16 protein-coding genes are annotated in these 23,863 nt (G+C 41.3%); 11 read left to right on the forward strand and 5 right to left on the reverse strand.

Annotated features, from left to right (window positions below):
• Positions 1–39 precede the first annotated feature (39 nt).
• The 9 genes from FHX64_RS13515 to FHX64_RS13555 all read left to right on the forward strand — a co-directional run bounded on the left by FHX64_RS13515 (position 40) and on the right by FHX64_RS13555 (position 11,308).
• Complete coding sequence (locus tag FHX64_RS13515) at positions 40–477, forward strand: dCMP deaminase family protein (RefSeq protein WP_183414370.1); 438 nt, start codon at positions 40–42, stop codon at positions 475–477.
• Positions 474–2,084, forward strand: a complete 1,611-nt coding sequence (locus FHX64_RS13520; RefSeq protein ID WP_183414371.1) for a S41 family peptidase — start codon at positions 474–476, stop codon at positions 2,082–2,084. The genes FHX64_RS13515 and FHX64_RS13520 overlap by 4 nt, the downstream gene beginning before the upstream one ends.
• A gap of 355 nt (positions 2,085–2,439) precedes the next feature.
• Positions 2,440–3,045, forward strand: a complete 606-nt coding sequence (locus FHX64_RS13525; RefSeq protein ID WP_183414372.1) for an OmpH/Skp family outer membrane protein — start codon at positions 2,440–2,442, stop codon at positions 3,043–3,045.
• A 54-nt stretch (positions 3,046–3,099) separates the two neighbouring features.
• The gene (rimM, locus tag FHX64_RS13530; protein WP_183414373.1) at positions 3,100–3,657 is read left to right on the forward strand and encodes a ribosome maturation factor RimM; all 558 of its coding nucleotides are present in this window, start codon (positions 3,100–3,102) and stop codon (positions 3,655–3,657) included.
• Positions 3,658–3,837: 180 nt separating this feature from the next.
• A complete protein-coding gene (locus FHX64_RS13535) occupies positions 3,838–5,631 on the forward strand; it encodes a phosphoenolpyruvate carboxykinase (GTP) (RefSeq protein WP_221202216.1) in 1,794 nt (597 codons plus the stop codon).
• Between the two features lie 195 nt (positions 5,632–5,826).
• On the forward strand, positions 5,827–6,861 hold the full coding sequence (locus tag FHX64_RS13540) for an agmatine deiminase family protein (protein ID WP_183414374.1): 1,035 nt from the start codon (positions 5,827–5,829) through the stop codon (positions 6,859–6,861).
• Positions 6,862–7,054: 193 nt separating this feature from the next.
• A complete protein-coding gene (locus FHX64_RS13545) occupies positions 7,055–7,927 on the forward strand; it encodes a carbon-nitrogen hydrolase (RefSeq protein ID WP_183414375.1) in 873 nt (290 codons plus the stop codon).
• A gap of 47 nt (positions 7,928–7,974) precedes the next feature.
• Entirely contained in the window at positions 7,975–9,813 is a 1,839-nt protein-coding gene (locus FHX64_RS13550) for a glycoside hydrolase family 13 protein (protein WP_183414376.1), read from the forward strand.
• Between the two features lie 10 nt (positions 9,814–9,823).
• Positions 9,824–11,308: a transglutaminase-like domain-containing protein gene (locus FHX64_RS13555; RefSeq protein WP_183414377.1), complete on the forward strand. Its 1,485-nt coding sequence runs from the start codon at positions 9,824–9,826 to the stop codon at positions 11,306–11,308.
• A 9-nt stretch (positions 11,309–11,317) separates the two neighbouring features.
• Here FHX64_RS13555 and FHX64_RS13560 read toward each other — a convergent pair whose 3' ends face one another.
• A complete protein-coding gene (locus FHX64_RS13560) occupies positions 11,318–11,797 on the reverse strand; it encodes a DUF2147 domain-containing protein (protein ID WP_183414378.1) in 480 nt (159 codons plus the stop codon).
• An 86-nt stretch (positions 11,798–11,883) separates the two neighbouring features.
• Between FHX64_RS13560 and pheS the strand changes: the two genes are divergently transcribed.
• Both pheS and FHX64_RS13570 read left to right on the forward strand, forming a co-directional pair.
• Positions 11,884–12,903 carry a phenylalanine--tRNA ligase subunit alpha gene (gene pheS, locus FHX64_RS13565; RefSeq protein ID WP_183414379.1) on the forward strand — a complete coding sequence of 340 codons (1,020 nt, stop codon included), beginning with the start codon at positions 11,884–11,886 and terminating at the stop codon, positions 12,901–12,903.
• 88 nt (positions 12,904–12,991) lie between these two features.
• The gene (locus tag FHX64_RS13570) at positions 12,992–14,773 is read left to right on the forward strand and encodes an oxaloacetate decarboxylase (RefSeq protein WP_183414380.1); all 1,782 of its coding nucleotides are present in this window, start codon (positions 12,992–12,994) and stop codon (positions 14,771–14,773) included.
• A gap of 93 nt (positions 14,774–14,866) precedes the next feature.
• On the opposite strand, the gene FHX64_RS13575 is transcribed toward FHX64_RS13570, so the two are convergent.
• The 4 genes from FHX64_RS13575 to FHX64_RS13590 all read right to left on the reverse strand — a co-directional run bounded on the left by FHX64_RS13575 (position 14,867) and on the right by FHX64_RS13590 (position 23,862).
• Complete coding sequence (locus tag FHX64_RS13575; RefSeq protein ID WP_221202217.1) at positions 14,867–17,629, reverse strand: alpha-L-rhamnosidase; 2,763 nt, start codon at positions 17,627–17,629, stop codon at positions 14,867–14,869.
• 156 nt (positions 17,630–17,785) lie between these two features.
• The gene (locus tag FHX64_RS13580; RefSeq protein WP_183414381.1) at positions 17,786–18,967 is read right to left on the reverse strand and encodes an MFS transporter; all 1,182 of its coding nucleotides are present in this window, start codon (positions 18,965–18,967) and stop codon (positions 17,786–17,788) included.
• 164 nt (positions 18,968–19,131) lie between these two features.
• Positions 19,132–22,389, reverse strand: coding sequence for an alpha-mannosidase (locus tag FHX64_RS13585; protein WP_183414382.1), 3,258 nt, complete (start codon positions 22,387–22,389; stop codon positions 19,132–19,134).
• A 30-nt stretch (positions 22,390–22,419) separates the two neighbouring features.
• Positions 22,420–23,862 (reverse strand): glycoside hydrolase family 125 protein, encoded by a 1,443-nt coding sequence (locus FHX64_RS13590; protein WP_183414383.1) that lies wholly within the window; start codon positions 23,860–23,862, stop codon positions 22,420–22,422.
• Between the last annotated feature and the right edge of the window lies 1 nt (position 23,863).

Here is a 23,863-nt window from a genome sequence, read left to right on the forward strand (position 1 = left end):
ATCATACATCATCAGCCTTTCATTTTAACAATTATATTCATGAAAGAAGATAAACAAGCTCAATTCGACAAGCGTTATATGCAAATGGCCCACATCTGGGCGCAAAATTCTTATTGCACACGCCGAAAAGTTGGAGCACTAATTGTCCGTGACAATATGATTATATCTGACGGTTATAACGGAACACCTTCAGGATTTCCAAATCAATGTGAAGACGAGAACAACAAATCGTTTCCTTATGTCCTTCATGCCGAAGCTAATGCAATAACTAAAATAGCGCGTTCCAACAACAGTAGCCAGGGAGCAACATTATATGTTACCTCATCTCCATGCATTGAGTGCGCTAAATTAATTATTCAAGCCGGAATCAAACGAGTAGTTTATGGAGAGCCATACCGTTTAGCAGATGGGGTAAATTTACTCATACAAGCCAATATTACTGTTGATTACATTGACATTCATACTTCAGATTTATGAAAACTTGGAAAAAAATCGCCTTCCCATTTTCACTGGCTTTCATCCTAGCCTTAGGAATATTAATCGGGAACTTTCTAGCAATGCGTAATGACATTGGAAATACTCTTGGTATTTTCCGGGCACTTAACCTTGACAAAAGCAAAATTTCCGAATTGCTAAATCTGATTAATTACAGGTATGTTGATACGGTAAATATGAATGCTATCACCGATAAAGCGATGACCAGTATTGTAGGAGACCTTGATCCGCATTCTGTCTACATTCCAGCAAGGGACCTACAGGCAACCAATGAACAACTCGAAGGAAAGTTTGGTGGGATAGGAGTCGAGTTTACATTACAAAACGACACTATTATGGTAGTTGGCGTAGTTCATGGTGGTCCCTCTGAAAAAGCAGGCATTTTGCCCGGCGATCGTATTATTACAGTAAATGACACTGCTTTTGTTGGAAAGTCTATTAGTGATGCGAAGGCTATCAATAAATTACGTGGCCCAAGCGGAACAACAGTGACGCTTGGAATAAAACGAGCAGGTCGTCGCGATCTTTTATCGTATGTTATAACCAGAGGAGAAATTCCGGTCAAGAGTGTTGATGCTGACTATATGATTACACCGCAGATCGGATACATCAAGGTAAGCAAATTCGGAGATACAACTTATTCAGAATTTCTAACCGCACTGGCAACATTACGAAACGATGGTGCTACAGAGTACATTATTGATCTACGGGATAATATGGGAGGTTTTATGGATGCTGCCGTGAAAATGGTAGACGAATTCCTACCAAAAAATGAATTGATTGTCTATGCCCAGGGACGCGCCTATCCAAGAACAGAATATTATTCTGATGGACGCGGCTCTTTTCAAACTAATAAAGTCGTTGTACTGATTAATGAATGGACTGCTTCTGCTGCTGAAATTTTCACAGGAGCCATACAGGATAATGATCGCGGATTAATTATTGGAGTTCGTTCATACGGGAAAGGTTTAGTACAGCAACAATTTGAATTTCCGGATAAATCTGCAGTGCGGTTAACAATTGCTCGTTATTATACTCCGTCAGGTCGTTGTATTCAAAAACCTTATCAGTTAGGGAAAGACCAGGCTTATGATAATGATTTTATCAATCGATATCTTCATGGTGAATTTTTCTATAAAGACAGTGTCAAATTAAACAAACAAGAGAAGTACAAAACACGTGACGGACGTATTGTCTATGGAGGGGGAGGCATTATGCCAGACATCTTCGTTCCACTGGACACAACAGGATATACACCTTATTTTCGTCGGTTAATCGATCATGGTATTTTGTTTCAATTTGCATTATTGTATACCAATCAACATCGGGTACAATTATCAAGATACACCACTTGGAACAAACTAAATCAATATCTTAACAAACAACCACTAGCCCAAGAGATGGCTATGTATGCAGCATCCAAGCATATTCCAAAACACTATTATTATTTTAGAATATCCCATGGACTCATTAAAAATCAGCTGAAGGCATACATTACAAGAAACATGTTAGGTGATAATGGATTTTATCAGACTTTGAATCAAATGGATAAAACTGTTGAGAAAGCCGTTGATGTACTTGAGAAATAAACTGTTTATTGGCGTTAAATCCATAAATTCACTGAGCCAGTTTTCATAAAAATAGCAAAACCCTTATGGATGCAAGGTATATTACATTATCTTTGTCCATCTCAATTAAAGCGGAATCTAATATTTACAAGATTCCGCTTTTTTGAGCTTAACATTCAATAAGAATTTGATTTCAGAGGTTAAGGGAAGCGTAGTTAACTATTTTCATATCTTTGAAGATTAACAATTCTCTATTCATCTCATAAAAACGAGTATAACTCTGTTGTGTAATTTGCAATAAAAACGTTCAGGAAAACAGAATAACTGATAGAGGGATACAGCTCCCAAGATTTTAAGACATTGTAACCCAAATAACATGAATAAAACAGTACGCTTTATTAAAGTCTCTATTGCACTTTCCTGTGCAGCTATTTTTTTCACTCAATGCTCTACAAAAAAACGTGATGCAAAGGATGTTATTTCATTTGACACCACTGCGACAAAAGGCAAATTACCAATTGCATATATAAATGTTGATACTCTTTTAGCATATTATCAGCTGGCCAAAGATGCTAACGAACAACTGTTACAAGGGCAGGAAGATTCCCGTCAACGTATTAATGTTCGTGCCAAACAATTGCAAGCCGACATGGCAAGCTTTGAAAACAAGATGAGAAATAATGCCTTTTTAAGCCGCGAAAAGGCCGAAGAAGAAAATAATCGACTGATTGCAAAGCAAAAAGAACTACAAGATTTGAATCAGCAGTTATCTAATCAACTGTTAGCACAACAACAACGATTTAATGAACAAATAAGAGACACAATTAATCAGTTCTTAAAAAGTTATTGCCCGGCTAAACATTACCAGATAGTGCTTTCCACGAACTCAATGAATGACAATGTACTATACGCGGCAGATGGTTACGACATAACAAGAGATGTTATCAAGCAACTAAATGCCCGTTACGAAAAGAAAAGATAACATCTCAATTTCTTATTTCGCCTTGAATGAATATTATTTCTCAAGGCGTTTTTTATGATTTATCAAATGGTGATTGATTCCGATGATCTTGTCCCAATTGGCTATATACATAAACAACACGGAGTTCAGGGAGAATTATCCGTGCTGTTTGCAGTCGATTTACAAACATTCGAAAGCAATTTTGTTATTATAGAAATAGAAGGCATTTTTGTCCCTTTCTTCATTCAGAACAGCATTTTCAGGAAAGATCGCTCCGCATTATTCACTTTCGAAAGAATAGCAACACCTGATGACAGCAAAGAGCTTGTAGGGAAAACAATATATTTACCCAAAGAGCTGGCTCGAATTTATTCTCTCCAACCGGATTCCATTTCAAATCAAATTATTGGGTATAAAATTACTGACAAAACGTACGGAGAAATAGGCATCATTGAAGGGATAGACGACTCAACCGAAAATATTTTATTTATAGTTTCTCATCATAATACAGAAGTACTCATCCCAGCCGTTGATGCTTTTATAACCAATATTGATGACGAAAACAAAGAGATTCTCGTGCAATTACCAGATGGGCTTCTTGAAGTTAACGAAAAAGATACATCTGCGGAGTAGTTCTTATTGACCCTAAAATCAACTCTTATAAATCACATCAAATCAAGCTATTATTTTCTTAATAAGGAAATATTTCTTTATTTGTATGCTTCTATAAAAAAATGACGTATATTTGTCGGTTGGAAACTTCAAAAAAGAGTGTTAGTAAACTTGATATATAAATCCCTAAAAACAAACAAGATGATGACAAAAAACCAAAAGTTAATTGACTGGGTAAACGAATGGGCAGCTTGGTGCGAACCTGACAAGGTTTATTGGTGTGATGGCTCTGAAGAAGAAAATCAACAGCTATTCGATGGTATGGTTGCCAGTGGGATGGCAATTAAACTGAATGAAGATAAGTTACCTGGTAGTTATGCTTTTAACTCAGATCCGAGCGATGTAGCGCGTGTTGAAAATCGTACGTTCATCTGCACAACCAAACAGGAAGACGCAGGGCCTACCAATAACTGGGCTACTCCGGAGGAAATGAAAGCCACAATGAAAGCGCTTTACAAAGGGTGCATGAAAGGACGTACCATGTATGTCATCCCATTCTCAATGGGACCGCTCGGCTCGAATATAGCAAAAATAGGTGTTGAAATCACAGACTCTCCTTATGTAGTTGTTAATATGAGAATTATGACTCGTATGGGAAAAGCTGTCCTGGATATTTTAGGTGAAGATGGTTATTTCATTCCATGTATGCACTCTGTAGGGGCTCCTTTGGAACCTGGTCAGGCAGATAGCAAATGGCCATGTGCACCTATTGAAAAGAAATACATTTCACATTTCCCTGAAACGTATGAAATATGGTCATATGGTTCCGGTTACGGAGGAAATGCTTTATTAGGGAAAAAATGCTTAGCTCTCCGAATTGCCTCTAAAATGGCAAAAGACGAAGGATGGTTGGCAGAACACATGTTGATTTTAGGCATTACAAATCCAAAAGGAGAAAAGAAATATATTGCTGCAGCATTCCCATCAGCTTGTGGAAAAACAAACTTGGCTATGCTTATCCCAACGATTCCCGGATGGAAAGTTGAAACAGTCGGAGATGACATTGCATGGATGAAATTCGGAAAAGACGGTCGTCTTTACGCAATTAATCCTGAAGCAGGATTCTTTGGAGTAGCTCCGTTCACCTCAATGGATACCAATCCAAACGCAATGCTTTCAGCTCAAGCTAATACTATTTTTACCAATGTCGGTGTAACTCCAGACCTTAATATTTGGTGGGAAGGTATCGGAACAGAATGCCCGGCAGGGACCATTAATTGGAAAAATAAAGTATACGATCCTGCTTCAGGAGAACCATGCGCTCACCCGAACGCACGTTTTACAGCTCCTGCAAAACAATGTCCGGCTATTGATCCTGCATGGGAAGATCCTGCAGGAGTGCCTATCTCAGCAATTCTATTTGGAGGCCGTCGTCCTTCTACCGTACCTTTGATTCACGAATCGAACAACTGGAATCATGGTGTCTTTATGGGATCAATTGTCGGGTCGGAAGTAACTGCTGCCGCTATCGGCTTGAAAGCAGGCGTTCGTCGTGATCCGTTTGCAATGCTACCATTCTGCGGCTATAACATGGGAGATTATTTCGGTCACTGGATCAATATCGGGCAAAAAACGGCTGCTGATAAATTACCAAAAATCTTTTTCGTTAACTGGTTCCGCAAAGACGAAAACGGGAAATGGTTATGGCCGGGTTATGGAGAAAATAGCCGCGTTTTAGCTTATATCTTTGACCGTTGCAATGGAGAAGGAAATGCCGTTGAATCCCCGATCGGGAAAGTTCCTGCTGCAAATGCTATCAACACGGAAGGGCTTAGCTTAACTGCCGTTCAAATGGAAAAAGCATTAGCCGTCAATGTAGATGAATGGAAAGACGAAGTTGCACTCATCGAAGAACACTATGCTAAATTCGGCACACATCTGCCTAAAGAAATACAAGCAGAACTTGACGCATTGAAAAAACGATTAGGGATGTAATCATTCCAAAACCTTATAACGTAAAGAGGATACTCCGGTAAAAAAGAGTATCCTCTTTTTTTGTCATTTCTCTCATCAAATTAGGAGAAGCAACTTTGACGAGGGAAGGGCCTCTTTATACGCTAAATCCATACAAATCAAAAAATAATGGTATTTTTGCATGCAAAATATATCCACATGATCAAATAATCCAGGATGCATCAACAAAAAAACGTAATACATTTCCCTGCTGAATGGGAAATACAAAGCGGAGTACAACTAACTTGGCCGCATGCAGATACCGATTGGAGAGACATTCTTGACGAAGTTATCCCTTGCTTTATATCAATCGCAATTGAAATAGCAAAACATGAAAAAATAATCATTGTTTGTAAAGACAAAAGGACAGTCATCCAAGATCTTAACGGAGTTGATACAAATCATTTTATATTTTACGAAATCCCGACGAATGATACCTGGGCACGAGACCATGCTCCAATATCCGTGTATCAAAATCAAGTCCCGACAATACTCGATTTTACCTTCAATGGCTGGGGATTACAATTTGCGGCAAATTTTGACAATTTAATAACACGACAGTTATACAAACAACAAGCTTTTGCTTCACAGGTAGTATATCAAAACAGATTGGATTTTGTTTTGGAAGGCGGGAGTATTGAATCGGACGGGGCAGGAACATTATTGACTACTGCCCAATGCTTGTTTTCTCCAAACCGTAACGAAGGGAAATCGCAGGATGAAATTGAAGCATACCTGAAAAACGCATTAGGCATAGATCGCATTTTATGGTTGCATCATGGGTATTTGGTAGGAGATGATACCGGTAGCCATATTGATACGTTAGCCCGTTTCTGCTCGAAAAATACAATAACTTATGTAAAATGCGAAGATCCAAATGATGAACATTACACTGCATTAGCCCAGATGGAAAAAGAATTGCAACAATTTAGAACATCCGAAGAAAAGCCATATGAGCTCATTCCTTTACCAATGGCTGACCCTGTATATCATAACGGAGAAAGACTTCCTGCTACCTATGCCAATTTTCTGATTATCAATCATGCCATTGTAATGCCAACCTATCATTCCACCAAGGATTCAATCGCAATAGCTCAGCTGCAAAAAGCATTCCCTGATCGGGAAATTATTGGCATCAATTGCCTGCCACTTATTAAACAACACGGTTCATTACACTGTGTGACTATGCAATATCCATATAATTTTCTATAAATCTGAGCACTAACCCAAAAACACTAACTATCTTTGAACAAAGGAATGTTCAAAGATAGTTATACAGCTTCTACATAGCCTTTATAAACAAAATATAAGTATATAGAATTAGCATTTATATCATTAATATTCAACGATATAATAATATTTATATGAAAGTTCCACATGACTATTACAAATAAAATTTTATCCTATGAAAGCATCACTCATCCAGATAATCCATTCGGCAGACAGAGAAAGCAATGTTGATAAATTACAAAAACACATTGCATCTGCCGCACAAGAAGGAGCAGAATTAATTATACTTTCGGAATTGCATAACAGTCTCTATTTTTGCCAGACTGAAGATACCTCCAACTTCGACTTAGCGGAATCGATTCCGGGCTTTTCAACTACTTTTTTCGGAGAACTTGCAAAACGATACGAGATTGTTTTGGTAATTTCGTTATTTGAAAAACGAACGACGGGGCTCTATCATAATACTGCTGTCGTAATAGAAAAGGACGGTTCTATTGCAGGAAAATATCGCAAAATGCATATACCTGATGATCCAGCTTATTATGAAAAGTTTTATTTTACACCGGGAGATTTGGAATTTACGCCAATCAAAACAAGTGTCGGCACACTGGGAGTATTGGTATGTTGGGATCAGTGGTATCCTGAAGCAGCGCGATTAATGGCTCTTGCAGGTGCTGAAATTCTGATATATCCAACGGCCATCGGATGGGAAGCTTCTGATCCCGAAGATGAGAAAAACAGACAGTTAGAGGCTTGGCTCACCATCCAGAGAGCTCATGCTATTGCAAACGGGATTCCCGTGATTGCAGTCAATCGTGTTGGTCATGAAGCCGATCCCTCGGGAGTAACCAATGGCATTACTTTCTGGGGAAATAGTTTCGCAGTCGGTCCGCAAGGAGAATGGCTTAGGAGAGCTTCCACAGAAGAGACTTCGTTTCTGATTGAAATTGATTTGAAAAGAAGCGAAACAGTGCGTCGGATCTGGCCGTTCTTTCGGGATAGACGTATCGACACATATAAGAATATAACTAAACGCTATATCGATTGACATTTAATCACTTAGCATAGAACACAATCAATTTATTTTGCACTAACATGAAAAAAATTATCACTGTTGTCCTTTTGTTCATTTCAATTGGCGTTTTTGCTCAATTAGAACATGTGGAACCTGCATTTTGGTGGATCGGATTTAAAAACCCGCATTTGCAGCTATTAGTAAATGGCCCTCAAATTTCAAAAACTGACGTTTCAATGCATTATCCCGGAGTAGAGCTAACTGCCGTGCATAAAGTTACGAGCCCGAACTATCTTTTCCTTGACCTTGTTATCAACTCAAAAATAGCTAAGCCTGGAAAGTTTGTCATTAAATTCTCCAAAAACGGGAAAACATTAGACAGCTATACCTATGAGCTGAAAGCAAGAACTAAAGGATCATCAGAACGACAGGGATTTTCAAGTGCAGACGTGATTTACCTCCTTATGCCGGATCGTTTTGCCAATGGAACGACAAAAAATGACAATGTTCCATCAATGATTGAAAAAGCAGACAGATCGTCTATGAATGGACGTCACGGAGGAGATATCCTGGGAATGGAGGAACACATTAATTATCTGAAAGACTTAGGAGTAACTGCGGTATGGAGTACTCCATTGCTTGAAAACAACAATGAAAGAACTACATATCATGGATATGCCATTACAAACTACTACAAAATTGACCCTCGTTTCGGGACTAACCAAGATTACGTGCAATACGTAAAAGATTGCCATCAAAACGGCATTAAAGTTATCATGGATATGGTTGCCAACCACTGTGGCATTAACCATTGGTGGATGAAAGATTTACCTATGCCTGACTGGATTCACCAATTCCCGTCGTACACGCAATCAAACTTTCAGATGAGTACCATTCAGGATCCGCATGCGTCAGCAATTGATAAAAAAATATTCCTCGATGGATGGTTTGACCGCACAATGCCAGACTTGAACCAAAACAATCCATATCTATTGACATATCTTACTCAAAATGCAATTTGGTGGATTGAATACGCTGGCATAGATGGCATTCGAATGGATACTTATCCTTATTGTGATAAAGAACCTATGGCAAAATGGGCAAAAGCAATCATGACTGAGTATCCCCATTTCAATATTATGGGAGAAACATGGTTAAGTAATCCCGTTTCTGTAGCTTATTGGCAAAAGGGAGCGCTGAACCCGGATCATTTCAATTCCTACTTACCCACAGTGATGGACTTTCCGTTACTTCAGGCATTAGAGGCATGTTTCAATGAAGGCAACGGATGGGACACCGGAATGAAACGTCTTTATAACTCTCTGGCATATGACTATCTGTTCCCAAATACAAACAATATATTGGTATTTGCAGAAAACCATGATACGCCTCGGTTTAATTTTATCGTCAAAAACAATGTGGATAAGTTCAAATTAGCAATGGCCTTCTTAATGACAACGAGAGGCATTCCGGAAATTTATTATGGATCAGAAATTGGCATGACTGGCGATAAAGCAAAAGGAGACGGAGATATCCGGCGTGATTTCCCTGGAGGATGGCCTAATGATTCCATCAATGCATTCACTGCTGCAGGACGGACTCCGTTGCAAAACGAATATTTTAATTATCTATCAAAACTACTTCATTGGAGACAAAAAGAAGCTGTCATTCAAACAGGAAAATTAATTCATTATATTCCTCAAAACAACGTCTATGTCTATTTCCGGTATAATAACAAAAAAACGGTGATGGTAATTTTGAATGGCAACAACACCGAACAAACACTGAATACTGCACGGTTCTCACAATGTATTAAGAACTTTACGCGGGGAACAGATGTCGAAACTGGGAAAACGATTCAATTACAGCCATCAATCACAATTCCAAAAGAAACAGCATATATTCTGGAACTAAAATAACAACATAATCATGCAATACCAAAGAAGAAATACAATCCGGAGAACACAATTCTTAGAGAAAGCAGCCCTAAGATTCCTTCCCTCTTTTTATGTTACCTTGGTTGTATTTCTTCTTTTCAATTTAAGTTTGGCTCACGCAGCTAACACTAAAAATACAAACGCATTACATTTATTTGATCAGGGAGAATTTATTGCGTTAAAACATTTACAACAAAGCATCCATACTGCAAATAATTGTTCGCAGGAAATAGATTCATTAGTAGAAATCTCGCATCGTATCGAGCATGATTTCAGTCTAACTGAAACTGAGGTCGACAGTTTATTGCAAAAACAGGGAATTTTTTATACTCCATCCGAAAAAACAAACTGGGAATCAAAAGGATGGCTGGAATACAAAGTAATCAATAGGAAAAAACGCTATTTCTCTCGTTCCGTAAGCAACCTAAAACTTAGACTACAACAGGTAAACGACAGCATAACTCATTCACAAGCTCCATTGGACAATCTGACTAAATTCAGATTAAAGCATACAGCACAAATAATTGCACAAACTACACGGAACGGGGGACTTTCTGTCCCTGTTAATTACAAAGTCACTTATACTATTTCCGTAAATCCGGATGCTGTCCCTGCAGGCGACACGGTCCGTTGCTGGATGCCTTATCCCAAACAAGATCATACCCGCCAAACAGATGTTCATTTACTCAGCACGTTCCCATCCCGCTATTTCATTGCTCCTGATTCAGTAGGTCAACGATCAATTTATTTTGAACAAAAGGCAAAACAAGGCGAGCCGACAATTTTTCGAATCTGTTTCACTTATCGTTCATATGCACAATCATTTGACCTATCAAAAATACATGCAGATCCGTATGATACATCATCGCCAATTTACAAAACATTCACCCGGGAACAACCACCGCACATTGTTTTCACAAAAGAAATCCGACAACTTGCTGATTCCATAACAAAAGGGGAAACCAATCCAGTCGGAATTGTTACAAAGCTGTACAAATGGATTGACCATCATATCATCTGGTCAGGAGCTTTAGAATATTCTACCATATCAAATATTCCGCACTACGTATTGAAAAACCACAAAGGAGATTGTGGCATGCAAACATTATTATTCATGAGCATGGCACGTTACAAAGGCATTCCTGTGAAATGGCAAAGCGGATGGATGATGCACCCGGGAGAGGTAAATCTACACGATTGGTGCGAAGTGTATTATAAAGGCATTGGTTGGGTACCCGTGGACGTCTCATTTGGATTGCAACCTTCCGGGAACAAACGCATTCGTGACTTTTATATGTCAGGCATCGATTCTTACCGGCTGATCATCAATGACGCTATTAGTGCTCCATTTATTCCGACAAAGAAATTTATGCGCAGTGAACCTATTGATTTTCAACGAGGAGAAGTCGAAACCTCAAAAGGAAATTTATATTTTGATCAATGGAAATATTCGATGCAGGTCGAATATTTAAAATAAATTGGACTATCATTCCCGCAAATTATTCTCTTTTGGCCAATACGCAGTTTTGCCAAGACCCATCCATGAAGCCCCCATGTATCCACGAATTTTCAGACGATTATTCCCTACAAATTTCATAATGCAATGAAAAGTATTCCCATTTGCCGGGTTATAAATTGTTCCGTCTTCCCATTCATCTTTCTTTGAGTTATAAACAAATCCATTCAGTAATGGGATTCCCAATATCGTTCTATTTCTTAAATCTTTATCCGGATTTTTAAAGTCCAGAACAGGACGTCCTTTAAGCAAAGGCTGCTGCAACCAAACAATTTTCCCATAATATTTTCCGTCAGTTGCCCTGTATATTTCTACTTGAGATGCCTTTTGTGTTGCATCATCAATCGCATAGTAATAGCCAATGATCCGGTCGGCACTGCTTTTTATTTCTGCTGAAGAACAAAGCGATATCAATACAAAAAGGAATAGAAAAAATGGTTTTGTTTTCATAAAAAGAACGATATGGACGAACGCAAAGATAGCAAAAATTGCAAAAAACGTGTACCTTTGCAAGAAGAATCAAAGACTATTCTCCAATGATTACGACCATTCAACAATTAAAAGCCGAGATCGAAAACCTATCAGCTATATCCAGCGAAGAAGTAGAAGCACTACGCATTAAATACTTAAGCAAAAAAGGAGAAATATCGCAACTTTTCAATGCCTTCCGTGAGGTTCCCAACGAACAGAAACGTGAGGTTGGCCAATTGCTCAATGAGCTTAAAAATGCAGCTCAGGAAAAAATAGAGACATTGAAGAATGCAACAAGCGCCAATGCAAAAAAAACAAATCTCATAGATTTGTCGCGGCCCGGTGATCCTGTCCTTTTGGGAGCCCGACATCCAATTTCAATTGTTCGGAATAAAATTGTTTCCATTTTTTCCCATCTCGGATTTACCATTGCTGAGGGGCCTGAAATTGAAGACGACTGGCATGTTTTCGGTTCCCTTAATTTCCCTCCTGAGCACCCGGCTCGGGACATGCAGGATACATTTTTCATCGAAAAGAATCCGGATGTACTCTTGCGTACTCATACGTCATCAGTGCAAACACGGGTGATGAGCAACACCCAGCCTCCTATCCGTGTGATTTGCCCGGGACGTGTATATCGGAACGAAGCGATTTCATATCGTGCGCACTGCTTTTTTCATCAGGTCGAAGGCTTATATGTTGACAAAAACGTGTCATTTGCCGATCTGAAACAAGTTCTTCTCTATTTTGCAAAAGAGATGTTTGGAGAGGGTACAAAAATCCGTTTAAGACCCTCATATTTTCCATTCACAGAACCTTCGGCTGAAATGGATATCTCCTGTAACCTTTGCGGTGGCGAAGGATGTGCCTTTTGTAAATATACCGGTTGGGTCGAAATTCTGGGATGCGGTATGGTTGACCCGAATGTGCTGGAAGCTTGCGGAATTGACAGTAAAGTTTATTCCGGATATGCTTTTGGAATGGGAATAGAACGAATTACTAACCTAAAATATCAGGTTAAGGATCTGCGAATGTTTTCCGAAAATGATATTCGGTTTTTAAAACAATTCGAAGATGCATTTTGACAATTAATAAGAGAAAAATTTCATTATTTATTCAACCGTTCTGTTTTTATAGTTATCTTTGTCCATTATCCACTAATATAATCTGCTTATGTCACGCGAAATAAAATTCAGCTTAGTTTATCGCGATATGTGGCAATCATCAGGAAAGTATGTGCCACGAGTCGATCAATTAAAACAAATTGCCCCTGTAATTGTTGATATGGGATGTTTTGCCCGTGTTGAAACAAATGGAGGCGCTTTTGAGCAAGTAAACCTTCTTTTTGGGGAAAATCCAAACAAAGCCGTACGCGAATGGACAAAACCATTCAATGAGGCTGGCATTCAAACTCATATGTTGGAAAGAGGATTAAACGGCTTACGAATGTATCCTGTTCCGGCAGATGTCCGTCAACTCTTCTTCAAAGTCAAAAAGGCTCAAGGGACAAATATCTCCCGTTCTTTTTGTGGACTGAATGATACACGAAATCTGGAATTGTCTGTAAAATATGCAAAAGAGGCCAACATGATTTCCCAAGTGGCTCTTTGTATCACCAATTCACCTATTCATACCGTCGATTATTACATGAATGTGGTTGAAAAAGTGGTTGATTTCGGGTGCGACGAAATTTGTTTAAAGGATATGGCGGGAATCGGACGTCCTGCTTTTTTAGGCAATCTTGTCACTGCAATCAAAAAACGTCATCCTCAGATACTGGTACAATATCACGGCCACACTGGCCCTGGATTTTCGGTAGCATCTATGCTCGAAGTAGCCCGTGCAGGCGCTGACATTCTTGATGTTGCCATGGAACCGTTATCATGGGGAATGGTTCACCCGGATATCATCACCATCCAGGCTATGTTAAAAGATGCCGGATTCCTTGTGCCTGATATTAACATGAAAGCTTACATGGAAACCCGCTCTTTAACCCAGTCGTTTATAGATGACTTTTTAGGATATTTCATTGATCCGGGAAACAAAGCAATGACCTCTCTTTTGGTAGGATGTGGCTTACCTGGCGGCATGATGGGATCTATGATGGCAGACCTGAAAGGCATGCATAATGCAATCAACATGTCATTACGGGCACAAAAGAAAAATGAAGTATCCCTGAATGAATTAGTCGTTTTACTCTTCCAGGAAGTAGAATATATATGGCCGATGCTTGGCTATCCTCCCTTGGTAACTCCATTTAGCCAATATGTAAAGAACATTGCTTTAATGAATGTTATGCATCTTTTGAAAGGAGAACCTCGTTGGAGTACGATTGACAAAAATGCATGGGATATGATTTTAGGTAAAACCGGTAAATTACCGGGAGAACTAGCTCCTGAAATCAAAGATCTGGTAAAGAAAAACGGGATGGAATTTTACACCGGCAATCCACAGGATGCATTCCCGAACGAACTCGATAAATACCGTAAGGAAATGCAGGAAAACGGATGGGATTTTGGCGAAGATGACGAAGAGCTATTTGAATTAGCAATGCATGACCGCCAATACCGTGACTATCGTAATGGATCCGCAAAGAAACGTTTCGAACAAGAACTCGAAGCCGCCAAAGCAAAAGCCGGAGCTCCGATTGTCGTCACACGCCCTGTTGTTGAAGTGCCAAAAATTGATATCAATACGGTTTTGGCTGAACATCCAAATGCCAAACCTATTCAGGCAACCGTCAAAGGACAGGTTATATGGCAGTATGATGTGGAAGACACCTCTTCCGCACCTCACATTGGCGACACAATCAACGAAAATGGTACCTTATGCTTCGTACAGGCTTTTTATGGACCTGAAGCTGTAAAATCATCATTCAACGGAAAGATTATTGCAACATACCCTAAACAAGGGGACCTGGTACAAAAAGACGAAATTATTGCCTTTGTAGAATAAATCGACATTGAGTAATTAGGGAAAAAGCCGAATCTACAGCAGATTCGGCTTTTTTGTTGTTCCTCTCATTTTGTCTATTCCCACACAAATTCTCTATTTTCTAGGGAAAGGATATGTAAATACATAATCTCCTGATCCAAGATCAACTGTCACGCATTTATTTTGCTGAACGAATTTACAGGTAGGAGACACTGTCTGATTTTTATGCAAATTATTAATAACCGATACTTTTACCTGATCCGTTAAAGCTTCCGGAAGCCACACCCTTCCTGTTGTGTTGGCGGGGATGATTATATGATAAACCATCGTATCATTTTTAATCTTCCATTCCGACAAGGCTTCTCCGTACATAGTATTTAGCCGGGCAGTGGCATAAGCCAATGCTCCTCCGGGAAAAGGATGAAAAAGAATATGATGATATCCGGGCTCTGACGGATCCAGATTCAGCCCTGCCACATAACGATAGAGCCACTCTCCTACCGCCCCATAAGCATAATGATTGAAACTATTCATCCCAACATCCTGGAATGTCCCATCCGGTTTTATTCCATCCCACCGCTCCCATATGGTTGTTGCTCCTCGTGTCACAGGATACAACCACGAAGGGTACTCTTTCCTCATGAGTAACCTATAGGCTAAGTCCGGATGTCCGGTTTGTGTCAGCACCTCGCAAATGCGCGGAGTCCCAAGAAAACCGGTAGTAATGTGTCCAAAACTCCGTACATCTTCTGCTAGGTAATTAGCAGCTTGCTTTTTTGCAGCATTTGGCAACAAATCAAATGCCAATGCCAAAACATATGCCGTTTGTGTGTTTGACATTAATCTTCCATTGGGGGTTACATATTCCCGGTTGAACGCTTCCTTTATACTGTCAAACAATTGCTGATACTTTAATGCATCAGTTTCTTTCCCTAATATGGAGGCAACCTGACTGACAAGGAATGATGAATGAGCAAAGTAGGCAGTGGCAATCAGGTTTTTATCTGTTGTTGCTCCCGGGTAATCAGACTGGTTCGTAGCAAAAGCCAACCAGTCTCCATATTGCCAGTCTCCTTCCCAAAGATGTTTACTGCCAGCCCTTCTATTTATATAATCCACCCATGCCTTCATGCTGTTATATTGTGCTTTAAGAATTCGTTTATCTCCATAGGCCAGATATACATTCCATGGGATAACGACAGATACATCAGCCCATCCGGCAGTTCCGCCCTGGCCATTTAATACATCAGGAATTACATCAGGAACTAATCCGTTTTTCAGTTGATCGGCAGCCACATCTTTTAGCCATTTGGTATAAAAAGGAGCTACATCGAAATTAAAGGTGGCGGTAGGGCTGAATACCTCAGCATCTCCCGTCCACCCCAAACGTTCATCACGTTGAGGACAATCGGTAGGAACATCCAGAAAATTATCTACCTGACTCCATTGAATGTTGTGTTGTAATTGATTGACTAGCGAATCGGAACATGAAAAAGTTCCCGTCGGCTGTATGGCAGAATGAATCACAATTCCTGTGATTTGGTTAAGGTTAGGAGAGCTTTTTAACCCTGTAACTTTGACATACCTGAACCCGTGATAGGTAAAATGAGGTTCAAAAGTTTCTTCCTGACCATTCTTCAGGATAAAACAATCTGTTGCTTTGGCACTACGTAGATTGGCTGTGTAAAAATTGCCGGCCTTATCCAATACTTCAGCAAACTTTAATTGAATCGTATCTCCTGCATCTCCTTTTACGCGTAACTTTACCCATCCCGTCATATTTTGCCCCATGTCAAACACGGTTTCTCCCTTTGGCGTAATTATAATTCTTTTAGGGATAATGGTTTGAATAGCTTGTACCGGCACTCCGTCAGAAGCGACGAGATCAGCATAAGTATGATGAAGTAATTTGACATCCTGCCAGCCATGATCGACAAAATTGGGTTGTGCCCAACCCGGCATTTCTAAACGGGCATCATAGGTTTCCCCATTATAAATCTCCGAAGAGATAATGGGGCCTGTCGAGACTTTCCAACTGCCATCCGAAATCACGGTCTGGGTTGTCCCATCTGCATATTTAATCTGCAGTTGACACAACAGCCCCAACTCGTTTCCATATACATTACGGCGTTGATCCCATGTAAGTCCTCCGCGATACCAACCATCGTCAAGAATAACGCCAATGGCATTATGATCCTTAATCAGAGGAGTGACGTCATAAACCTGATATTGAAGCCGTTTGTTATAGCTTGTCCATCCCGGAGTGAAAAGTTGATCGCCAACTTTTGCTCCATTCAGGAAAAGATCATACAATCCTAACGAAGTAATACAAATACGGGCGGAGACCACTTTTTTGCTCGCCGGAAACTCTTTCCGGAAATAAGGACATGGTTGTGCATGCAATGAATCTATCTTCCAGGGAGCGCTAATCCATTTTGCAACCCAGTCCGAAGGATGAAGCAATCCTATTTCCCAAAAAGAAGGAACGCTCCAGGAGCTCACATGATGATGATTATCCCATACGCGCACTTGCCAATAGACACGTTCTCCTGAGTTCAAAGCCGGTCCATGATATGCCACTAATATTGAATGGTCAGATATCACCTTCCCTGAATCCCAAAGTAATTTGTGTTGATGGGCTAAATCAGAATTTTTTGTAAAGAACCGCAGTTGATATGCCGTTTGTACAACATTGGTTTCGTCAGACGTTATCTGCCAGCTTAAGCGGGGTTGGAGGGCGTCGATCCCAATAGGATTATTACGATACTCACATGTCAAATGAGAAACTTCTACTTTTGACCAGCTTGTCCCTGCCATGGAAAAGAATAAGACTCCTGCCCACAGCAACCGAAATGAAAAAACATGACTGCGACACATAATAATTTATCAATAAGAGTGTTCAATGAAACATGCAACAAATTTATGTAAAAGTAAAAACTTATCCTTTGATGAAAACAAAACAATTTGATATTTCACATTTGTTTTTTGATATATTTTTTTAATGATCACAACGCCATTTTTCTAGGCGAAATTTTATTGTTTCTCTGTAGTATTATTCTCTGAAAATGCCAGCCAAAGGAGATACAAAGCGCTCAGTAAAATAATAATCACTGCTCCTGTCTGTGACCCTACTGCATCCGATAGCAAGCCCATGAAGAAGGGGATCACCGCGCCTCCAAATACGCCAGTGATCATCAGCCCCGATATCTCATTGGCTTTATCCGGTCGCCGCTGTATCGCCATCCCATATATGATCGGGAAGATGTTGGCTATCGTAAACCCGATAATCCCGAACAAGGCAAAAATCATCCATTCTGCATGGCTGAAAATCAGGGTTAGCAAGGCTAAAACGGCTACAATGATGTTCCATTTGAAATAGGTCGATGATGCGTATTTCGCCAGAAAGATGGCTCCCAGAAAAGTCCCTAACGTCCGAAAGGCAAAATAGGTACTTGGCCCATAACCGGCTACGATGGCGCTTAACCCGCAGCGTTCCATCAATATCTTCGACGAGGCTGTATTCATACCTACATCAACACCTACGACAAACAGGATTCCCAGAAAGAAAAGGAAGATATTTTTGTCTTTCAGGATTCCCAATACACTACCAAAAGTGTTGACCTTGTTTTCTGTTGGCATCTCTTTAATGGGCGTAGCCATCAGCCAAAGGGTGGACAACAGGGTGATGGCTGCATAGATCGGAAAGATGTATTGCCAGTGCCCTAATGCGGTAGCGGCAAACGCTGCAATAAAGGGGGCGCTAAACGAGGACGTGGCTTTGACAAATTGTCCTGCCGTCAGACTACTGGTGAGTTTGTCTCCCTGGATGACGTTTGTCAAAAGGGGATTCAGGGATACTTGCAGGATGGTATTGGCTATCCCCAGCATGGCAAAGGCTATCAACGCAATACTGAAGGTATAATCGATCAGGGGAAGCACCATCGCTATCATCGTGAGTACATTGCTTAACAGTACGGTCTTCTTCCTCCCGATGTGGTTCATCAGGATCCCCGTGGGAACGGAAAAAATCAGGAACATCGAGAATAGGGCTACCGGGATCATGTTGGAAAGGGTATCCCGGAATTCAGGACTGTAACTCCCCAATAGGTCTTGCTTTACATGGGCTGATGTGATCCCTACTACATCGCAAAATCCCATTACAAAAAATCCAAACAGTACTGGCAGTACTTGTGCATAGTTGGTCTTGGTTTTCATGAAGTAAATGTTTATTTTGTATTTCTTTGCCTATTAAAACGGGAACAGCAGATGACAGAAAAGAATGGTATCCTTTATGTAGTTGACCACGTCTAATTATTCAAATTCTTTTCTGCCATCCCTGTCCTTTGGGGTTTAAGCTGCTGATTTCATTGTTATTCGACTCAATCAGATACTTTTTCTGGAATCGATATGGCCTTACTGTTGCTAAAATCATCATATAATGGCTGCAAAGGAGTAATGTTCTCTCCTGTCCCCTTTGCAACTGTTATTGCTAAAATCTTTATTTTAGGATTATCTGGCAATTTGATGGTCGTAACACCTTTGGGTAATCGTATCTTATAAGCGTACAGGTAACAATATTGATAAGCCAGGTTAGCTGACGGATATGCTCTATGGGTATGCGAAGCAAACCAGGCAATCTCATCTTGTTTGGAGTATGGTGCATCAATACGCTTCACCGTATATCCGTTTTGGGCAAATTCCCGGTTATACCACTGCCCGACAAAACCTGTCCAGCCCTGTACTTTAACCGGATATTCCTGTTGGTTTAAGGTAAAGTCCCCTTCTGTATCTTCAGAAGCAGCAGCCAGCATGTACAAGGTGGTATAATCGCCGACAGGTAGTGATAGGCTTTGTCCTTTGCAGCTTACAGCATTATCATGCTCATCTTTCCGACTTCCCATTTTGAAATGAATGCCTTCGTAAGTAATGGTATCAGGAACGAGCTCTGCGGGAATACTTGTTCCATTGGCAAAATCTCCATCATTGCGGTTATCATCAAAACTCATCACGTCCTGATTGTAAGGCAATGAAATAGAGGCTTGTTCCAGATTATCCGGTTTCTTGCTTGTCGGGGATTCCAGTTTTACGGCAAAACTTCGAATGGTATAGTGTGTCAATGGGAAACTGATTTGGTCTCCTTTGAACGTTGCATCTCCGATACGTTGTTCCTGTCCATTAACTTCGTATGCATCGATAATCTTTCCGGGCAAGGTAAGAACGGCTTTATCCAAATCTTTTCCCAGGAGTTCATTGACCCGAATCAGATAATAATCTCCCTGTTCCATCTTCTTGAAGGCCATAATACCGACTTCAGGCGTATTAGCAGACACAAAGGATATTGCTTTTCCAAGTTTCCCGGGATGTTGTGGAACTTCGAAAGCCAGCAGGGGTTGGTTGAACTTTTTCCCTTCCCATGAAGATAGTCCTTGCTGCCAGCTTTCCTGGTGTCCATAAATACCGTAAGAAAACCGGTGCTCACCCCAATCTTGTGTGTCTTGGTAACGGCACCAGTCCCAACCCGGATTAACGGCTGGGGTGTAGAGCAGTGTCAGGCGAAGCGTATTGTCATTCGGCTTATCTGATCCGTATTTACAATTTTCCAAAATAGTAACGCCATATTTCCCGCTTTGGTCGGTCAGGTCAAACCATTTCTTGGAAGGGACTTCAAACTTCAGGCTATCATTATCGCTCCTTTCTATAGTGCCTACGCCTAAATTATAGGTAGCTTCTGGATTGCTCACAGTCAACGGAAAAGTAGCTTTCAGACTCACTCCCTGGGATCGCCAGTCTACGACATTAGATATGGCTACGTGCTTCCCGGCTTCGCCTGCAGACAAGCTTACTATCTGGGTGATGGAGGAGTTCATCCCATGGCGTTTTACCTCTATGCCGACCTGTACCGGTCCCTGCTCTATCACTTTCAATGTTGCCCCCTGATCCATATAGCCAATTGGCGGATTCTTCCGGTCTCTCCAATCCATATTCCATGATGGCCATTCTGTCGGTTCTTCATGTAAAAAAGCCAATCGGGACGGGGCAGACAATATCTCTTTCTTCGCTTGCTTATCGTAAATACTGGTAATGTCTCCATTGTCGCCCAATGTCACCTTATAATAACGGTTTTCTATGGTACGGTCTGTAACTGAAAGGTCTGTATGCATATTGGCCGGAGTGGTAACCGGACGGACATCATAAACAGTTAATCCTACCGACGGGACATTAGCCAGGAAGAGGATTTGCATGGTTTGCCCTTCTCTTTTTATGATTTGCGTCGGAACAGCTTCTCCTTTATCGTTATAAACTTGAACATTTTCAGGCAGAGTAGCATAATGAAGCGTGGCATTGACAACATCCTGCCGCGGCTGTGCTACCGGATTATAAACGACAATGCTTTTCCCTTTTCCCTGGGTATTCAGCATCCGGGAGAGATCCTGCATCGAATTTTTTATCACACCTGCAAATCCGTTGGCAGCAATAAACTCATCGTTCCATGCATATGTGTAAGCGGCGGGGATAGCCGTCCCGGGGAGTATGTCATGAAACTGGCTTCCTAAAACTAATTCCCAAGCTGGGTTTAAAGTAGCAAAGGGATATGGGATATTGCCTTCCCAATCGGCAATGCTTGCCAGTTGCTCAGCGGCCTTAGCCAGTAGCTCATTTTTACGGTCGAGCCGTTTCATGTATGCCTCGGAAGTAAGTGATCCTGCACTATGTTCTGTCAACAATAGATCTCCTGTGTACCGGGGTAATTTTTTACGAATCCCGGGGGTAATGTCTTTATACATTTGATCGGAAGAGGTCAACACAACTTTGAATTTGCTGTCCGGATTCTGTAGGCTTCCTATCACATTTTTCACATCACGTTCCCGGGGAGCGCCTCCCTGATCTCCTACTCCGTAATAACGGTAATCAAATGAAATACCATATTTTTTTTGATCTTCATTTAATCTTGCAACCCATGAAGGATCCAGATCAAGACGCGGGACAACGCCGCCAGAATAGCTGGTGGCATTCAGTGCTGCTATTACGCCTTTTCCGTCTGGGCCATTCCATACGCCTACATTAAACGGAATACCGGCCGCAGAATGCCAGGTTAGTTTTTGGGTCGAAAACCCTAACAATCCACAATAGTGCCATATGGTGGGCATGTTGGCCAAAAATCCAAAACAGTCTGGGAGCATATAGTCCTCACTGGCCACGCCAAATTCTTTCCGAAAATAATTATTCCCATAGAGTACCTGACGGATCAGTGATTCTGATGATGAAATATTAACTTCTCCTTCGTCCACCGAAGAGCCGGATACGTACCAACGCCCTTGCTTAATGTAATAAACGACTTTCTTGAATAAATCGGGATAGTACTCCTTCATCATTTCGTAACGCCGAGATCCGGTAAAATTGAAAACATAGTCAGGATACTTCTTGAACAAATGAAAGTTTTCCGTCATAATGTTTTTGATATACTCATCAATAGATGTGGGATATGTCCAGTTCCATTCCGAATCCAAATGGGAATACCCGATGGTATATAATACCTTGTCGTGATTCAAATCATACCGTTCACGCCGGTCTATCTGAGAAAATAATAGCAATGGGCATATGCCCCCTAACAATAAAATAAGTAATCTACGCTTCATAATAATGATTTTAAATAATTAGTTTTCTGGTTAATAACTTCTTTTCAGCAGCTCGGGATACTTGTGGTCAACCGTAAGGATAAACTCCCCGAACATCGTATTGGCCCACGCAAACCATTTCCGCGTGTATTTCCTCGCATCGTCCTTCCAAAAGGATTCATGGATGAAGCCCGTCCCTGCATCCGTGTCGCGCAGGCTCTGCAGGCTGTATGCCACTTCTTCTTTTTCCATCGAGGTGATCCCCCGCATGATCAGACTCATCGGCCATATCCAGCCCAACCCTACATGGGGGCCACCTATCCCCTCGCCTGCCTTCCCCCTGAAATAATAGGGGTTGCCTTCGCTCCATACAAACCTCCGTGTGTTCTGGTAGATGGGATCGCCTTCCGGAATAAAAGGGCAGAGGTAAGGCAGGGATAGCAAACCGGGAACATTGGCATCGTCCATACAGAGTTGGTTCCCGAAGCCGTCTGCTTCGTATACATATATTTCCCCGTATTCCGGATGTCGTTTCTTCCCGTACTCTTCTACGGCTCGCTTTACTTCTGATGCCAGTCTCCTGCATTTCTGTGCAAAGGAATGGTCACCCGTCACTTTATCCGATATCTCCGCCAACTGGTGTAAGGATTCAATGGCAAAGAGGTTGGAGGGAATTAAAAAGCTGAATATCGTGGCATCGTCTGATGGCCGGAAGGTGGAACAGATCATCCCTACGGGCTTGATGGGGCTGCCATAGCCGTTGTTTAATACCGTATCGCTTTGTTTGTCGGTTACCCGTGTAAAGGTGTAGGGGGTGGTGCCATCCTTGCGTTGTTGTTGTACAAAGGTTTCATAGACCCGGCTCATGGCATACTTCCATTGCTGGTCGAAGATAGTTTGGTTGCCGGTCTTCTTCCAGTAGTAATAGGCCAAGCGGATCGGGTAGCAGAGCGAATCGATCTCCCATTTCCTTTCATGGAGCTGGGGGATCATCTTCGTGTGGTCACTGTCCCATTCGCTGCCTGTTGCCCCCTTATTGAACGCATTGGCATAGGGATCGAGCCCTATGCAATAGCTTTGACGCCGTATCACGCCTTCTATCATCAGGCTGAGCTGGGGATCGTCATTGACCAGCGAAAGGTAGGGATAGACTTGCGCCGAGGAGTCTCGCAACCACATGGCATCGATATCGCCCGTGATGACAAAGGTGTCGGGTTTCCCTCCTTTCATCGAAAATTCTACGGTCGTATCCAGTGTATTGGGATAACAGTTCTCAAACATCCAGGCAAGTTTCGGATCTTTGATCTTTTGCTTCATCTGCTCTATGGTGGCTTCCACGGCTTTGGACGTGAAGTTGCGTTTGCCTAAAGGGGGACGCTCTGTCTTATAACTCAGGGATTCCAGCACTCCTGTATTCCCCATCATCGATCGGCTCAGCGCTACACCTGCCAACACTATCCCACTCTTGCGTATAAAGTCTCTTCGCGTCGTCATA

Source organism: Microbacter margulisiae (genome assembly GCF_014192515.1).
Lineage (GTDB): Bacteria > Bacteroidota > Bacteroidia > Bacteroidales > Paludibacteraceae > Microbacter > Microbacter margulisiae.

Excerpts from the sequence above, each read along its gene's own strand:
- FHX64_RS13580 (WP_183414381.1), bottom strand. The coding sequence starts at position 18,967 with ATGAAAACCAAGACCAACTATGCACAAGTACTGCCAGTACTGTTTGGA.
- FHX64_RS13540 (WP_183414374.1), top strand. The coding sequence starts at position 5,827 with ATGCATCAACAAAAAAACGTAATACATTTCCCTGCTGAATGGGAAATA.
- FHX64_RS13590 (WP_183414383.1), bottom strand. The coding sequence starts at position 23,862 with ATGACGACGCGAAGAGACTTTATACGCAAGAGTGGGATAGTGTTGGCA.
- FHX64_RS13560 (WP_183414378.1), bottom strand. The coding sequence starts at position 11,797 with ATGAAAACAAAACCATTTTTTCTATTCCTTTTTGTATTGATATCGCTT.
- FHX64_RS13525 (WP_183414372.1), top strand. The coding sequence starts at position 2,440 with ATGAATAAAACAGTACGCTTTATTAAAGTCTCTATTGCACTTTCCTGT.
- FHX64_RS13570 (WP_183414380.1), top strand. The coding sequence starts at position 12,992 with ATGTCACGCGAAATAAAATTCAGCTTAGTTTATCGCGATATGTGGCAA.
- FHX64_RS13535 (WP_221202216.1), top strand. The coding sequence starts at position 3,838 with ATGATGACAAAAAACCAAAAGTTAATTGACTGGGTAAACGAATGGGCA.
- rimM (WP_183414373.1), top strand. The coding sequence starts at position 3,100 with ATGATTTATCAAATGGTGATTGATTCCGATGATCTTGTCCCAATTGGC.
- FHX64_RS13555 (WP_183414377.1), top strand. The coding sequence starts at position 9,824 with ATGCAATACCAAAGAAGAAATACAATCCGGAGAACACAATTCTTAGAG.
- FHX64_RS13545 (WP_183414375.1), top strand. The coding sequence starts at position 7,055 with ATGAAAGCATCACTCATCCAGATAATCCATTCGGCAGACAGAGAAAGC.
- pheS (WP_183414379.1), top strand. The coding sequence starts at position 11,884 with ATGATTACGACCATTCAACAATTAAAAGCCGAGATCGAAAACCTATCA.
- FHX64_RS13515 (WP_183414370.1), top strand. The coding sequence starts at position 40 with ATGAAAGAAGATAAACAAGCTCAATTCGACAAGCGTTATATGCAAATG.
- FHX64_RS13520 (WP_183414371.1), top strand. The coding sequence starts at position 474 with ATGAAAACTTGGAAAAAAATCGCCTTCCCATTTTCACTGGCTTTCATC.
- FHX64_RS13585 (WP_183414382.1), bottom strand. The coding sequence starts at position 22,389 with ATGAAGCGTAGATTACTTATTTTATTGTTAGGGGGCATATGCCCATTG.
- FHX64_RS13550 (WP_183414376.1), top strand. The coding sequence starts at position 7,975 with ATGAAAAAAATTATCACTGTTGTCCTTTTGTTCATTTCAATTGGCGTT.
- FHX64_RS13575 (WP_221202217.1), bottom strand. The coding sequence starts at position 17,629 with ATGTGTCGCAGTCATGTTTTTTCATTTCGGTTGCTGTGGGCAGGAGTC.